This is a genomic window from Klebsiella sp. TF21-TM (assembly GCF_019753495.1).
Lineage (GTDB): Bacteria > Pseudomonadota > Gammaproteobacteria > Enterobacterales > Enterobacteriaceae > Klebsiella > Klebsiella quasipneumoniae.
Genome location: NZ_JAIJYL010000020.1, coordinates 48,908 through 62,400 on the forward strand (window position 1 = coordinate 48,908; position 13,493 = coordinate 62,400).

Annotated in this window: 14 protein-coding genes; 9 read left to right on the forward strand and 5 right to left on the reverse strand. The window is 59.0% G+C overall.

Translation table 11 applies throughout. The features are described 5' to 3' along the window. Positions 1 to 63 precede the first annotated feature (63 nt). On the forward strand, positions 64 to 1,350 hold the full coding sequence (uraA, locus tag K5R89_RS18350; protein WP_023290621.1) for a uracil permease: 1,287 nt from the start codon (positions 64 to 66) through the stop codon (positions 1,348 to 1,350). A gap of 98 nt (positions 1,351 to 1,448) precedes the next feature. Further along, positions 1,449 to 2,150, forward strand: a complete 702-nt coding sequence (locus K5R89_RS18355; RefSeq protein WP_020947395.1) for a DnaA inactivator Hda — start codon at positions 1,449 to 1,451, stop codon at positions 2,148 to 2,150. Here K5R89_RS18355 and K5R89_RS18360 read toward each other — a convergent pair. From K5R89_RS18360 to bepA, 3 genes are all read right to left on the reverse strand, one after another. Further along, a complete protein-coding gene (locus tag K5R89_RS18360; protein WP_023290620.1) occupies positions 2,147 to 3,070 on the reverse strand; it encodes an Rpn family recombination-promoting nuclease/putative transposase in 924 nt (307 codons plus the stop codon). The two genes, K5R89_RS18355 and K5R89_RS18360, sit on opposite strands and share 4 nt — an antisense overlap. 126 nt (positions 3,071 to 3,196) lie before the next feature. Further along, positions 3,197 to 3,556, reverse strand: a complete 360-nt coding sequence (gene arsC, locus K5R89_RS18365; protein WP_217259524.1) for an arsenate reductase (glutaredoxin) — start codon at positions 3,554 to 3,556, stop codon at positions 3,197 to 3,199. Positions 3,557 to 3,565: 9 nt separating this feature from the next. Further along, positions 3,566 to 5,029, reverse strand: coding sequence for a M48 family metallopeptidase (bepA, locus tag K5R89_RS18370; RefSeq protein WP_217259525.1), 1,464 nt, complete (start codon positions 5,027 to 5,029; stop codon positions 3,566 to 3,568). A 51-nt stretch (positions 5,030 to 5,080) separates the two neighbouring features. Here bepA and K5R89_RS18375 point away from each other — a divergent pair, with 51 nt between their 5' ends. After that, positions 5,081 to 5,197: a hypothetical protein gene (locus tag K5R89_RS18375; protein ID WP_032429201.1), complete on the forward strand. Its 117-nt coding sequence runs from the start codon at positions 5,081 to 5,083 to the stop codon at positions 5,195 to 5,197. Between the two features lie 54 nt (positions 5,198 to 5,251). Further along, the gene (locus K5R89_RS18380; protein WP_217259526.1) at positions 5,252 to 6,316 is read left to right on the forward strand and encodes an AI-2E family transporter; all 1,065 of its coding nucleotides are present in this window, start codon (positions 5,252 to 5,254) and stop codon (positions 6,314 to 6,316) included. 60 nt (positions 6,317 to 6,376) lie between these two features. On the opposite strand, the gene bcp is transcribed toward K5R89_RS18380, so the two are convergent. Next, a complete protein-coding gene (gene bcp, locus K5R89_RS18385) occupies positions 6,377 to 6,847 on the reverse strand; it encodes a thioredoxin-dependent thiol peroxidase (protein ID WP_004201935.1) in 471 nt (156 codons plus the stop codon). Between the two features lie 3 nt (positions 6,848 to 6,850). Next, positions 6,851 to 7,417 (reverse strand): glycine cleavage system transcriptional repressor, encoded by a 567-nt coding sequence (locus tag K5R89_RS18390; protein WP_002913804.1) that lies wholly within the window; start codon positions 7,415 to 7,417, stop codon positions 6,851 to 6,853. A gap of 153 nt (positions 7,418 to 7,570) precedes the next feature. On the opposite strand from K5R89_RS18390, the gene dapA reads away from it, so the two are divergent. From dapA to K5R89_RS18415, 5 genes are all read left to right on the forward strand, one after another. Continuing rightward, on the forward strand, positions 7,571 to 8,449 hold the full coding sequence (gene dapA / locus K5R89_RS18395) for a 4-hydroxy-tetrahydrodipicolinate synthase (protein ID WP_023290616.1): 879 nt from the start codon (positions 7,571 to 7,573) through the stop codon (positions 8,447 to 8,449). A gap of 16 nt (positions 8,450 to 8,465) precedes the next feature. After that, positions 8,466 to 9,500 (forward strand): outer membrane protein assembly factor BamC, encoded by a 1,035-nt coding sequence (bamC, locus tag K5R89_RS18400; protein ID WP_023290615.1) that lies wholly within the window; start codon positions 8,466 to 8,468, stop codon positions 9,498 to 9,500. Positions 9,501 to 9,728: 228 nt separating this feature from the next. Beyond that, on the forward strand, positions 9,729 to 10,442 hold the full coding sequence (purC, locus tag K5R89_RS18405) for a phosphoribosylaminoimidazolesuccinocarboxamide synthase (protein ID WP_002913801.1): 714 nt from the start codon (positions 9,729 to 9,731) through the stop codon (positions 10,440 to 10,442). Positions 10,443 to 10,561: 119 nt separating this feature from the next. After that, positions 10,562 to 11,434: a neutral zinc metallopeptidase gene (locus K5R89_RS18410; RefSeq protein WP_023290614.1), complete on the forward strand. Its 873-nt coding sequence runs from the start codon at positions 10,562 to 10,564 to the stop codon at positions 11,432 to 11,434. 9 nt (positions 11,435 to 11,443) lie between these two features. After that, complete coding sequence (locus K5R89_RS18415; protein ID WP_217259527.1) at positions 11,444 to 13,447, forward strand: tRNA(Met) cytidine acetyltransferase TmcA; 2,004 nt, start codon at positions 11,444 to 11,446, stop codon at positions 13,445 to 13,447. Positions 13,448 to 13,493 lie beyond the last annotated feature (46 nt).

Sequence of the window (13,493 nt, forward strand, 5' to 3'; positions counted from 1 at the left end):
CTTTGAGAGTCGGCTTTTTTTTGAATAAAACACACATAACTAACCATCTCAGAGGAAAACACTATGACGCGCCGTGCTATCGGGGTGAGTGAAAGACCGCCGCTTTTACAGACTATCCCGCTTAGTTTGCAGCACCTGTTTGCCATGTTCGGCGCAACGGTGCTGGTGCCAATCCTGTTCCACATCAACCCGGCCACCGTGCTGCTGTTCAACGGTATTGGTACGCTGCTGTACCTCTTTATCTGTAAAGGCAAAATCCCGGCGTATCTGGGATCGAGTTTCGCCTTTATCTCTCCGGTGCTGCTCCTGCTGCCGCTGGGCTATGAAGTGGCGCTGGGCGGTTTCATTATGTGCGGCGTGCTATTCTGCCTCGTCTCCTTTATTGTCAAAAAAGCCGGTACCGGCTGGCTGGATGTGATGTTCCCCCCGGCGGCGATGGGGGCCATCGTGGCGGTTATCGGTCTGGAGCTGGCAGGCGTGGCGGCCAATATGGCCGGGCTGCTGCCAGCCGACGGCCAGTCACCGGACAGCAAAACCATTATTATCTCGATGGTAACCCTGGCGGTGACGGTGTTTGGTTCGGTCCTGTTCCGCGGCTTCCTGGCGATTATCCCGATCCTGATTGGCGTTCTGGTGGGCTATGCGCTGTCGTTTGTGATGGGCGTGGTTGATACCACCCCGATCGCCGAAGCACACTGGTTCGCGCTGCCAACCTTCTACACGCCGCGTTTTGAATGGTTCGCCATCTTCACCATTCTGCCCGCTGCGCTGGTGGTGATTGCCGAGCACGTCGGTCACCTGGTGGTGACGGCCAATATCGTCAAACGCGATCTGATCCGCGACCCGGGCCTGCATCGTTCGATGTTTGCCAATGGCCTGTCGACGATCATTTCCGGCTTTTTCGGCTCGACGCCTAACACCACCTACGGGGAAAATATCGGTGTGATGGCGATTACCCGCGTCTACAGCACCTGGGTTATCGGCGGCGCGGCGATCATTGCGATTCTGCTCTCCTGCGTCGGCAAACTGGCGGCGGCGATCCAGATCATCCCGGTGCCGGTGATGGGCGGCGTGTCGCTGCTGCTGTACGGGGTGATCGGCGCCTCGGGGATCCGCGTACTGATTGAATCGAAGGTGGATTACAGCAAAGCGCAGAATCTGATCCTCACCTCCGTGATCCTGATCATCGGCGTCAGCGGTGCCAAAGTGCACATCGGCGCCGCTGAGCTGAAAGGGATGGCGCTGGCCACCATCGTCGGTATCGCGCTCAGCCTGATTTTCAAGCTTATCAGCGTCCTGCGTCCGGAAGAGGTGGTTCTCGACGCCGTGGATAGCGAAGAGGTTAAATAACGATCGCCTGACCGGGCGGCGATCCCGCCCGGTTCTCTCCTGACCTAAATCTGTGATAAACTCTTCGCGTTTTTCTGTAAGCCTATGTTGAGGTCCATCTGAACGCACCGGCACAGCTCTCTTTGCCACTGTATCTTCCTGACGACGAAACCTTCGCGAGTTTCTGGCCGGGTGATAATCCTTCCCTACTTGCTGCCCTCCAGAACGTACTGCGCCAGGAACACAGCGGGTATATTTATATCTGGTCACGTGAAGGGGCGGGTCGCAGCCACCTGTTACACGCCGCCTGCGCCGAGCTTTCCCAGCGCGGGGATGCCGTGGGCTACGTGCCGCTGGATAAACGCACCTGGTTTGTGCCGGAGGTGCTGGAGGGGATGGAACAGCTGGCCCTGGTCTGCATCGATAACATCGAGTGCGTCGCCGGGGATGAGCCCTGGGAAATGGCCATCTTTAATCTCTACAACCGGATCCTGGAATCAGGTAAAACCCGGCTGCTGATCACCGGCGACCGGCCGCCGCGGCAACTGAATCTTGGTCTGCCGGATCTTGCCTCGCGGCTTGACTGGGGGCAGATCTATAAGCTGCAGCCGCTGTCGGATGAAGACAAACTGCAGGCCCTGCAGCTGCGCGCCAGACTGCGCGGCTTTGAGATGCCGGAGGACGTGTGCCGCTTCCTGCTGAAGCGGCTGGATCGCGAGATGCGCTCGCTTTTTATGACCCTCGATCAGCTGGATCATGCCTCGATTACCGCTCAGCGCAAGCTGACGATCCCCTTCGTGAAAGAGATCCTTAAACTCTAGTCCGCCTGCGGAGTCAGTTCCTCCTCCGTCAGCCCGGTCAACCGGGCGACCAGGTCGCGCGCCAGGCCACTGTGTAGCATAGCGGCGGCGATACGCTGCGCCTCTTCTTTCCGGCCTTCCTGACGGCCCTGCGCCAGTCCCTGCGCCAGGCCCCGCTCCAGACCCTGCTGTTCCAGATATTCCGCAATTGTCATCAACGTCTCCTTGTGCTGCGGCGTACGTAACGCCAGCTCGCGAATGAACTTGATCGGCTCTCGCGCGTTGCCTGCCTGCACCAGATAGTGCATCAGGGCTTGTACCTGCGATTCCGTCGCCAGACCAGTCAATAATAATTCGCTCAGTTTGTCGAGGAGCTGCGCCAGATCGCGTTGTCGAATATGTTTTTGCAGTAACTCCAGCGTCGCCATGCGCTGGTGGGTGGCAATGTCGTCATCCGGAATGACGGTAATGTCCGCCAGCGGAAACGCCCCGTGATAAAGGTGGCCGGCCAGCTCCGGAGCGACGAATTCATCGAGCCAGCGCAGTGAGAACGGGTAGGGGCTTACCAGACCGTGGTAGAAGAGAACAGGGATCACCAGCGGCAGCCGATCGTGGCCGGCATCAAGGTGGCGCTGCATGGCGGCGATGGCGTAGCGCATCAGACGAAAGGCCATATGCCGGTCGGGCGTGCTCTGGTGTTCGATAAGCGCATAAATATAGCCGTCTCCCGCCGTGGTTTTCAGGGAATACAGAATGTCGGCGTAAAAGGGACGCAGATCGTCTTCGACAAAATGCCCGGACTCAAGATGCAGCGTACGCAGATCGCACACTTTAAGCAGCGTCTCGGGCAGGTACAGCCGCAGAAAATCGCGGGCGGTATCAGGGTGGGAGAGATAGGTCTTAAATACGGCATCGTGAGGCGTTGAGGTTGGTTTTTTCATGTTCATCCGTCCAGTGGATTGAGCGTTAGATGAACAGTAGCACTGCAAGACGGGCGGGAGGGATTGGCGTGGAAGATCTGGAATCAGCTACGTAAAAAAAGCGCCGCGTAGCGCGGCGCGGGTGGCTTAGCTCACGATCTCAAGGACCTGCTCCGGTGGTCGGCCAATACGCGCCTGGCCGCGGCTGACGACAATTGGGCGTTCGATGAGCTTAGGGTTGTCGACCATCGCCTGTATCAGCGCGGCTTCGCTGAGCGCCGGGTCGGCAAGATTGAGCGATTTATACAGATCCTCTTTCTGGCGCATGAGCTCGCGGGGGCTCTCCATACCCAGCAGCTGCAGCAGTTGACGCAGCGTCCCGGCATCCGGTGGCGTCTCAAGATAAAGCACCACCTCAGGATCGATGCCGTGGCTATTCAACAGGCTCAGCGTTTCGCGGCTCTTCGAGCAGCGTGGGTTATGGTAAATTTTTACCGCGTCGTTCATGGGGTCTCCTTACATTTTTTGGTAGGGGCGGAAGCGGGCCTGTAGCTCACGTAGCTGGTCGATGCGGGCATCGTAGCGGGCCTGCTGTAGACTACCGAGTTTCACTTGCGAGCTGGCGCTGCTGAGCAGGGAAATCGCCTGTTCCAGCTGGCCGACCAGCGCCATGCTTTCTGCCCGCGCCGCCAGCTCCTGGTCGCGATTGCCCAGGGCGCCTTCCGCCTGCGCCAGCAGGTCCCAGCCGTTGCCATCCTCTTTATAGGTAAAGGTATAACGATTCAGGATGGTCGCCGCTTCCCCGGGCTGTCCGCCCTGCAGGAGGGCGTTGGCCAGGTTCAACTGCAGCACAGGATTGGTTCGCAGTTCACGAGCGTTTTTAAGGCGGTTGATGGCGTCGCCGGTTTTCTTCTGCCCGAGGTCGATATCGGTGGCCAGATCGAGAAACCAGGGATTTTGCGGATCGGCGCTGAGCAGCGGCTGCAGCGTTTTGCGCGCCTGGTCAAAGTTGTTGCTTTCCATCGCCAGCAGAGCGCGGCCATACTGCGCGGCATGCTGCTGGCGGATATTGCCTTTATCCCAGGCGTTGAGCAGATCGGTGCCTAGCTTATTGTCGCCGTTGGTGTACATTCCGAGGGTACGCGCCTTCGCCAGATAGAAGTCCGCTGAGGACTGTACGACAACCGGGCGCATCTGGTTGGCGCGGTTACGGGCATCGGCAAGCCGGCTTTCCGGCAGGGGGTGGGTGAGCAGCATTTCCGGCGGCCGCGTTGAGTAGCGCGACTCATCAAGCAGTTTACCCATAAACATCGGCATGGCCTGCGGGTCGAATCCTGAGCGTTGCAGAACCTGAATACCGATCCGGTCGGCCTCTTCTTCGTTCTGACGGGTGAAGCTGATCATGCCCTGTTGGGTGCCGGCCAGCGTCCCGGTCAGCGCCGCCATCCCGGCCTGCGGGCTGGCCATCGCCAGCAGAATTGAACCCAGCGCGCCGACCCAGGTCAGCGGCGCATTGCGTTTCTGATCTTCCATTGCGCGGGCGAGATGCCGCTGCGTAACGTGGGAAATTTCGTGCGCCATGACAGAGGCCAGTTCGCTCTCGTTATCGGAGTAGCGGAACAGGGCGGAGTGGAGGACCACATTGCCGCCGAAGAAGGCGAAGGCGTTAATTTGGTCGTTATTAATCAAATAGAAGTGGAACGGGGTGCGCACCGAATTCGCATGAGAGACCAGACGCATGCCCAGCCCGTTGATATATTGCACCAGCAGAGGGTCGTTGATCAGCGGCGCGCTGCCGCGCAGCTGGCGGACGTAGTAATCCCCCATCTGCATTTCCTGACCAATCGATAACGTGCTTCCTGCGGAGGTCCCCATGTCCGGCAGGGTATCTGCGGAGTCAGCAAAAGCAGGGCCTAACGAACCCAGCGTCAGCGACGCGATCACGGTCGCCACCAGCGTTTTCTTCAACTGCCTGAACATAACCTCTGTCCTGTAATGTGGGTGTGCCAGTTTGACCGATTGTGCGACGCAATGTTCCCTGGCCGCATCCCAGCGAGTTTAGCTGGCGTTAGACGCATTGAAAATAGGTTCTTCACGGCGGAGACGGGTTTGTCTGCTGCGCATCAAAAAGCGAAGTCTTTTTTGTGACATTTCGATACAATTCCCCCGTTTGTCGCCGCGTTGCGCTTCAGGGAAGGTTTTATGCTCGAGATGTTAATGCAGTGGTACCGCCGTCGATTCAGCGACCCTGAGGCGATAGCGCTGCTGGTTATTTTGCTTGCCGGTTTCGGCATCATGTTCTTTTTCAGCGGCCTGCTGGCCCCGTTACTGGTGGCTATCGTGCTGGCCTATCTGCTGGAGTGGCCGACCGTTCGCCTGGAGCGCATCGGCCTGTCGCGCACCTGGGCGACCTCGCTGGTGCTAATCCTCTTTGTGGGTATTCTGCTCTTGCTGGCCTTTGTGGTGCTGCCGGTGGCCTGGCAGCAGGGGATCTACCTTATCCGCGATATGCCGGGCATGCTTAACAAGCTCTCTGATTTCGCCGCCACGCTGCCGCGGCGCTATCCGGCGTTGATGGATGCCGGCATCATCGACGCGATGGCGGAAAATATGCGCACCCGGATGCTGACGGTGGGCGACTCGGTGGTCAAGTATTCTCTCGCCTCGCTGGTGGGGCTGCTCACGCTGGCGGTCTATCTGGTGCTGGTGCCGCTGATGGTCTTCTTCCTGCTGAAGGATAAAGAGCAGATGCTCAACGCGGTACGCCGCGTGCTGCCGCGAAACCGCGGTCTGGCCGGGCAGGTATGGAAGGAGATGAACCAGCAAATCACCAACTACATTCGCGGTAAGGTGCTGGAGATGATTGTCGTCAGCGTCGCCACCTGGATAGGCTTTATCCTTTTCGGCCTCAACTACTCGCTGCTGTTGGCGGTGCTGGTGGGCTTCTCGGTGCTGATCCCCTATATCGGCGCGTTTGTGGTGACCATTCCGGTGGTAGGGGTGGCGCTGTTTCAGTTTGGCGCTGGCACCGAGTTCTGGAGTCTGTTCGCGGTCTATCTGATTATTCAGGGACTGGACGGTAACGTGCTGGTACCGGTGCTGTTCTCGGAAGCGGTGAATCTGCACCCGCTGGTGATTATCCTGTCGGTGGTGATCTTTGGCGGTTTGTGGGGATTCTGGGGCGTCTTCTTCGCCATTCCGCTGGCCACGTTAATTAAAGCGGTGGTGCATGCCTGGCCGGATGGCCTGGTCGTCGACGACGACTAAGGCATTGAGGATAAAAAAAGACGCCGGGCGAGGTTTTCTCCCCCGGCGTCTTGCTTTGCATCAGGCGTTTTCTTTCAGCCAGTTCAACACCACGTCGTGGTGATTGCTGGTTTTGAAGTCATCAAAGACGTGTTCGATTTTGCCATCGGCATCAACGAGGAAGCTGATACGGTGGATCCCGTCGTAGGTTTTCCCCATAAAGGATTTTTCGCCCCAGACGCCAAACTGCTCGCAAACCTGATGGTTTTCATCAGACAGCAGCGTAAAGTTCAGCAGCTCTTTTTCGGCGAAACGGGAGAGCTTTTCCGGTTTATCGGTGCTGATGCCCAGCACTTCCACACCGGCTTTTTTCAGGTCGTCCATATTATCGCGCAAGCCGCACGCCTGGACGGTGCAGCCCGGGGTCATGGCTTTCGGGTAAAAATAAACCAGGACACGCTGTCCCTGGAAGTCGGTTAAATTTACTTCCTCGCCGTCCTGGTCCGGTAAGCTAAATTTCGGTGCAAGATCACCGGCTTTCAGTGGGGTCATGGGTTAAACTCCATCCTGTTCATCATGCTGTGAATAATTAACGATGTTAATACTGCCTTGTGCGTTGAGTTCTGTACATAGGGCTTTGAACGCTTGTTCGATATTTGCTGCATTTTGCGTCGCAGGGCTGTGAGCCGTTATCTGGATAAAAAGCTGCGCGGAATCGCCGTCTCCCGGCTGCGTGCGGGACACCAGTTCCGCGATATTCATATTCCATGTATCGCACAGGGCAGTGAAGCGCTCGATGATATGCGGTGAGTCCGGCACCTCAACCTGGACCCAGACGGTGTTTGGCATGGCCTGCGGCGGGCGCGCGGTGGTGCGTTTCATCACGATCAACAGCTCCAGCTCCGCGCCTTTCAGCGGCAGGGTTGATTCGATCAGGTTAATCGCATTCCACGAACCGGAAAGCAGCATGATAAACGTAAACTCATCACCGAGCATGGCCAGCCGGCTGTCTTCGATATTACAACCGCAGCTGCTGACGTGGCGAGTGATCGTATTCACGATGCCGGGACGGTCAGCCCCCAGGGCGGTAATAACCAGATAGTGTTGTAATGAGGCTGTCAAACCTGTTCTTCCTTTAAAAAGGTGAGGTAACATTAGGAAAGCATAAAAAAAACCGCCATACAACATCCCTGATGGCGTCGGGTCTCTTGCTTTTATTGCAGCTCCAAACGTAACATTGAGAATCTTGTCGCACTTCTGCTCTGAGGATGGCCCATGTTCACGGGAAGTATTGTAGCGCTTGTCACGCCGATGGATGAAAACGGTAATGTCTGCCGGACAAGCCTGAAAAAACTGATTGATTACCATGTCGCCAACGGAACCTCGGCGATCGTTTCGGTAGGGACTACCGGTGAATCCGCAACGCTGAGCCATGAAGAGCATGGCGACGTGGTGATGATGACGCTGGAACTGGCTGACGGGCGTATCCCGGTTATCGCGGGAACGGGAGCCAATGCAACCGCAGAGGCGATTAGCCTGACCAAACGTTTTAACGACAGCGGCGTAGTCGGCTGCCTGACGGTCACTCCTTATTATAACCGTCCGACCCAGGAAGGCCTGTTCCAGCACTTTAAAGCTATCGCCGAACATACTGACCTGCCGCAAATTCTGTATAATGTGCCGTCCCGTACCGGTTGCGATATGCTGCCGGAAACCGTTGGCCGTCTGGCGCAAATTAAAAATATTGTCGGTATTAAGGAAGCAACAGGGAACTTAAGTCGTGTTCACCAGATCAAAGAGCTGGTTTCAGACGACTTTATTCTGCTGAGCGGTGACGATGCGACCGGTATGGACTTTATGCAGCTCGGCGGCGTGGGCGTGATTTCCGTTACCGCCAACGTGGCGGCGCGCGAAATGGCCGACATGTGCCGTCTGGCGCTGGCGGGTCAATTTGCCGAAGCCCGGGCGATTAACCAGCGTCTGATGCCATTGCATACAAAATTATTTGTCGAACCCAATCCTATCCCGGTGAAATGGGGATGCAAGGCGTTGGGTCTTGTGGCGACCGATACGCTGCGCTTGCCGATGACGCCTATCACCGACCAGGGTCGTGAAGCCGTTACCGCCGCGCTGAAGCATGCCGGTTTGCTGTAAAGTTTAGGGAGATTTGATGGCTTACTCAGTACAGAAGTCGCGCCTGGCGAAGGTTGCGGGTGTTTCGCTGGTTCTACTCCTCGCGGCCTGTAGTTCCGACTCGCGCTATAAGCGTCAGGTGAGCGGTGATGAGGCCTATTTACAGGCGTCACCGTTGAGCGAACTTCACGCGCCGGCGGGGATGATCCTGCCGATTCAGGTGGGTGATTACAACATTCCGGTGGCCAACAGCACCGGCGCGGTCGGCAAGGCGCTGGACATTCGCCCGCCGGCGCAGCCGCTGGCATTGGTTAGCGGCGCCCGCACCCAGTTCAACGGTGATACCGCGACGCTGATGGTCGAAAACGGCCGCAGCGGTTCGCTGTGGGCGCAGGTTACCAGCATTCTTCAGTCGAAGAACTACGTTATCGCCAAGCGCGATGATGCGAGCCAGACGCTGAACACCGACTGGGTTGAGTGGAACCGTCTTGATGAAGATCAGCAGTATCGCGGTCGTTATCAAATCTCCGTCAAACCGCAGGGCTATCAGCAAGCGGTTGTGGTCAAGCTGGTGAATCTGGAGCAGGCGGGTAAACCGGTTGCCGATCCGGCGTCACTGCAGCGCTACAGCACCGCCATGCTGAACGTCATTTCGGAAGGCCTGGACATGAACGCCACCAGCGCCCAGAACGCCGCTCAGCGCAGCGCGGGCGCCACCTTCGACGTGCAGAGCGCTGCCGACGATACTGGCCTGCCAATGCTCGTCGTTCGCGCGCCGTTTAACATGGTGTGGCAGCGTCTGCCGGGCGCCCTCGAGAAAGTGGGGATGAAAGTGACCGACAGCACGCGCTCTCAGGGCAGCATGGCGCTGACCTACAAGCCGCTGTCTGACAGCAGCTGGCAGGAGCTGGGCGCACGCGACCCGCAGTTGGTCTCCGGTGACTACAAACTTCAGGTCGGCGACCTCGATAACCGCAGTAGCCTGCAGTTCATCGACCCGAAAGGCCACACCCTGACGCAGTCGCAAAATGACGCTCTGGTAGCCGTATTCCAGGCCGCATTTAACAAGTAATCAAAAGGGCTGGAGCAATCCGGCCCTTTTAATATATAGTGACGCAAACGTGTGCGTATACACATCATCCTTCAAATTGCCTCTTTGTTGGCCGCCTTCGTTCAACCCAGTCACTTACTTTTGTAAGCCCCTGGGGATTCGCTCAGTTGCCGCCTCGATGCACTTTGAATGATTTTGTGTATAGGTGGAAACGTATTTTTAGGCTCAATATCACTGGAGTAGTGAAAGATGAAAAAGCAAGCTGAGTTGTATCGTGGTAAGGCGAAGACAGTATACAGCACCGATAATCCGGACCTGCTGGTACTGGAATTCCGTAACGATACGTCAGCAGGTGATGGCGCGCGCATCGAGCAGTTCGATCGTAAAGGCATGGTGAATAACAAGTTCAACCACTTCATTATGAGCAAACTGGCAGAAGCGGGCATCCCTACCCAGATGGAAGCGCTGCTCTCCGATACCGAATGCCTGGTGAAAAAACTGGATATGGTGCCGGTGGAGTGCGTGGTGCGTAACCGTGCGGCAGGCTCGCTGGTAAAACGTTTAGGCATTGAAGAAGGTATCGAGCTGAATCCGCCGCTGTTCGATCTGTTCCTGAAAAACGATGCCATGCACGATCCGATGGTCAACGACTCCTACTGCGAAACCTTTGGCTGGGTGAGCAAAGAGAATCTGGCGCGGATGCGCGAGCTGACCTACAAAGCCAACGACGTGCTGAAAAAATTGTTCGATGACGCCGGTCTGATTCTGGTGGACTTTAAGCTGGAGTTTGGTCTGTTCAAAGGCGAAGTGGTACTGGGCGATGAGTTTTCGCCGGACGGCAGCCGCCTGTGGGACAAAAACACCCTTGATAAAATGGACAAAGACCGCTTCCGCCAGAGCCTTGGCGGCCTGATCGAAGCCTACGAAGAAGTGGCTCACCGCCTGGGCGTTAAGCTCGACTAACTCGCCCGCCGCCAGAAGATGGTCTCATCTTCTGGCGTCTCTTGCTGTTTCCTGTGGTAATCCTGCGCTGAACCGCCTACGATCTCTGCTATTGATACATAACAGGGAATGAGGTGCTTATGCGCTGGCAAGGGCGTCGCGAAAGCGACAATGTTGAAGATCGACGCGGTCAATCGGGCTCGCCGTTTGGCGGCGGGGGCGGCGGCTTCCGGCTGCCGAGCGGGAAGGGCGGCATTGTGCTGCTGATTATTGTGCTGGTGGCGGGCTATTACGGCGTGGATTTGACCGGCATGCTGACCGGCGAACCGATGCCGCAGCAGCAGACCTCCACGCAGCGCTCAATCAGTCCGAAAGACGATGAAGCGGCGAAGTTTACTTCGGTGATCCTGGCCACCACCGAAGATACCTGGGGACCGATCTTTGAAAAGATGGGCCGCCAGTACCCCCAGCCAAAGCTGGTGCTCTACCGCGGCGCGACCCGTACCGGCTGCGGTACCGGCCAGTCGGTGATGGGGCCGTTCTACTGTCCTGCCGACAGCACGGTCTATATCGACCTGTCATTCTACGATGAGATGAAAAATAAACTGGGCGCCGACGGCGACTTTGCCCAGGGGTACGTCATTGCCCATGAAGTGGGTCATCACGTACAAAAACTGCTGGGCATTGAGCCGAAAGTCCGCCAGCAACAGCAGCATGCCACCGAGGCCGAAGCCAACCGGCTGTCGGTTAAGATGGAGCTGCAGGCAGACTGCTTCGCCGGCGTCTGGGGCCATAATATGCAGCAGCAGGATATTCTGGAAACCGGCGATCTGCAGGAGGCGCTGAACGCCGCCGAGGCCATCGGCGACGACCGTCTGCAGCAGCAGAGCCAGGGTCGGGTGGTACCGGACAGCTTTACCCACGGCACGTCAAAACAGCGCTACACCTGGTTCAAACGCGGTTTCGACAGCGGCGACCCGGCGCAGTGCAACACCTTCGGCAGCGCCCTGTAATCGCCACCGATGATGGACGCGCTGCTTGACCTCACCGCGCAGATGGCGCGGGAGGGAATTCGCCGCCTGCTGGTACTCAGCGGCGACGAGGCCTGGACGCTGCAGCAGGCGCAGGCGCTGCGGGAGAGGCTCGCCGGCGATGGCCTGTGGGTGGGCCCCGAGCCGGTTTTCGCGCCCGGGGTGGCGCCTGGCGCCCTGAAGACGCTGCTGGGGCGGGAAGTCATGCACGCCTTTTTCGATGCCCGGCGCGGATTTGATGTAGCCGCCCTGGCGGCCCTGAGCGGTACCCTGCGGGCGGGAAGCTGGCTGGTGCTGCTGACGCCCCCCTTCGCCGACTGGCCGTCCCGCGTGGATGAGGACTCCCTGCGCTGGAGCGATACGCCCGACCCGATCTCTACCCCCCACTTTGTTCTCCGCTGCTGTCGGCAGTTTATCGCCGACCCCGATGTGCTGCTCTGGCGGCAGTCGGACTCGCCGCGGCTCCCGCTGGCCGTCCCGCGCCCTGACTGGCATCCCGCCGAGGGTCACCCGCTGGCCGAACAGGCGGCGATCCTTGCGCAATTGTTGCGTCTACCGCCCGGTATCGCGGCGGTGACGGCTGAACGAGGGCGTGGCAAATCCGCCCTCGCGGGCATGTTGCTGCGCCAGCTCGCGGGCGAGGCCATCGTTACCGCCCCGACCCGCAGCGCCGTCGATGTGCTGGCGAGCTTTGCCGGCGAGGCGTTTCGCTTTATGGCGCCTGATGCGCTGCTGTCGTCGAAAGAAACGGCGTCCTGGCTGATTGTCGATGAGGCCGCGGCCATTCCGGCTCCGCTTCTCCGGCAGCTGGTAAGCCGTTTTCCCCGCACGCTACTCACCACGACGGTGCAGGGTTATGAAGGCACCGGGCGCGGGTTCCTGCTGAAATTTTGCGCCAGCCTGCCCCATCTGCAGTCGTTTAGCCTGAGCGCGCCGATCCGCTGGGCCGCGGGCTGTCCGCTGGAGTCAGCCATCAGTCAGCTGCTGATCTTCAGCGATGAGGCATTTCGCGATGCGCCGACGGGGGAGGTTGCCGTGGAAGAGGTCGATCAGTCCAGCTGGCAAACGCGGCCGGCGCTGCCGGAGGCGATGTACCAGCTGTTGTCCGGGGCGCATTACCGCACTTCTCCTCTCGATCTGCGGCGCATGATGGACGCGCCGGGCCAGGCTTTCCGCTGTGCACGCGCCGGCGGCGCGGTGGTGGGCGCGCTGTGGCTGGTGGCCGAGGGGGGACTTTCTCCTGAACTCAGCCGGGCGGTGTGGGCGGGTTTTCGCCGGCCGCGAGGGAACCTGGTCGCCCAGTCGCTGGCGGCGCATGGCGGCAGTCCCCTCGCGGCGACGCTGCGCGGGCTGCGGGTCAGTCGGATCGCCGTCCACCCCGCCCGCCAGCGCGAAGGGCTGGGACAGCAGATGATCGCGGATATCGCCGCCGATGCCGCAGGTTATGACTATCTCTCCGTCAGCTTTGGCTATACCCCTGAGCTGTGGCGCTTCTGGCAACGCTGCGGGTTTATCCTCGTGCGGCTGGGTACTCATCGCGAGGCCAGCAGCGGATGCTATACCGCGATGGCTCTGTTCCCGCTGACTGCAGCGGGGCATCAGCTCGCGCAGCGGGAGGCACAGCGGCTACAACGCGATGAATACTGGCTGCGCCCGTGGCGGGACGCGCCCGCGCCGCTGCCGGCCGTTTCAGGGGCTATGCTTAGTGAGGAGGACTGGCTGGAAGCGGCCAGCTTTGCCTTCGCCCATCGCCCGCTGGCTGCGGCGCTGGGTTGCCTCAATCGTCTGCTGATGCAGGTCGACATGCCGTTGCCGGCGCTGCGCGGGCGCCTGCAGGGGGAAGAAGAGGCCGAACTCTGCGCCGCGCTGCAGCTAACAGGGCGTAAAGCGCTGCTGGCGAGATGGCGTCAGGAGGCCGCTGACGCCTTGCGCTTCCTCGATGCAGCGCGCGCTGAGGCGCTGCGTCAGCAGGTAGCGCACCTGCAATTTTTTTAACTAACTCATTCAGTTAAATGGCATGGTCATATCTGGCGAGCGGCGT

Bases quoted from the DNA above. Each gene is read 5' to 3' on its own strand.
- K5R89_RS18375 (WP_032429201.1), top strand. From the start codon at position 5,081: ATGTTCCCTGGCCGCATCCCAGCGAGTTTAGCTGGCGTTAGACGCATT.
- K5R89_RS18360 (WP_023290620.1), bottom strand. From the start codon at position 3,070: ATGAAAAAACCAACCTCAACGCCTCACGATGCCGTATTTAAGACCTAT.
- bepA (WP_217259525.1), bottom strand. From the start codon at position 5,029: ATGTTCAGGCAGTTGAAGAAAACGCTGGTGGCGACCGTGATCGCGTCG.
- purC (WP_002913801.1), top strand. From the start codon at position 9,729: ATGAAAAAGCAAGCTGAGTTGTATCGTGGTAAGGCGAAGACAGTATAC.
- K5R89_RS18415 (WP_217259527.1), top strand. From the start codon at position 11,444: ATGATGGACGCGCTGCTTGACCTCACCGCGCAGATGGCGCGGGAGGGA.
- arsC (WP_217259524.1), bottom strand. From the start codon at position 3,556: ATGAACGACGCGGTAAAAATTTACCATAACCCACGCTGCTCGAAGAGC.
- bcp (WP_004201935.1), bottom strand. From the start codon at position 6,847: ATGACCCCACTGAAAGCCGGTGATCTTGCACCGAAATTTAGCTTACCG.
- bamC (WP_023290615.1), top strand. From the start codon at position 8,466: ATGGCTTACTCAGTACAGAAGTCGCGCCTGGCGAAGGTTGCGGGTGTT.
- K5R89_RS18380 (WP_217259526.1), top strand. From the start codon at position 5,252: ATGCTCGAGATGTTAATGCAGTGGTACCGCCGTCGATTCAGCGACCCT.
- dapA (WP_023290616.1), top strand. From the start codon at position 7,571: ATGTTCACGGGAAGTATTGTAGCGCTTGTCACGCCGATGGATGAAAAC.
- K5R89_RS18410 (WP_023290614.1), top strand. From the start codon at position 10,562: ATGCGCTGGCAAGGGCGTCGCGAAAGCGACAATGTTGAAGATCGACGC.
- uraA (WP_023290621.1), top strand. From the start codon at position 64: ATGACGCGCCGTGCTATCGGGGTGAGTGAAAGACCGCCGCTTTTACAG.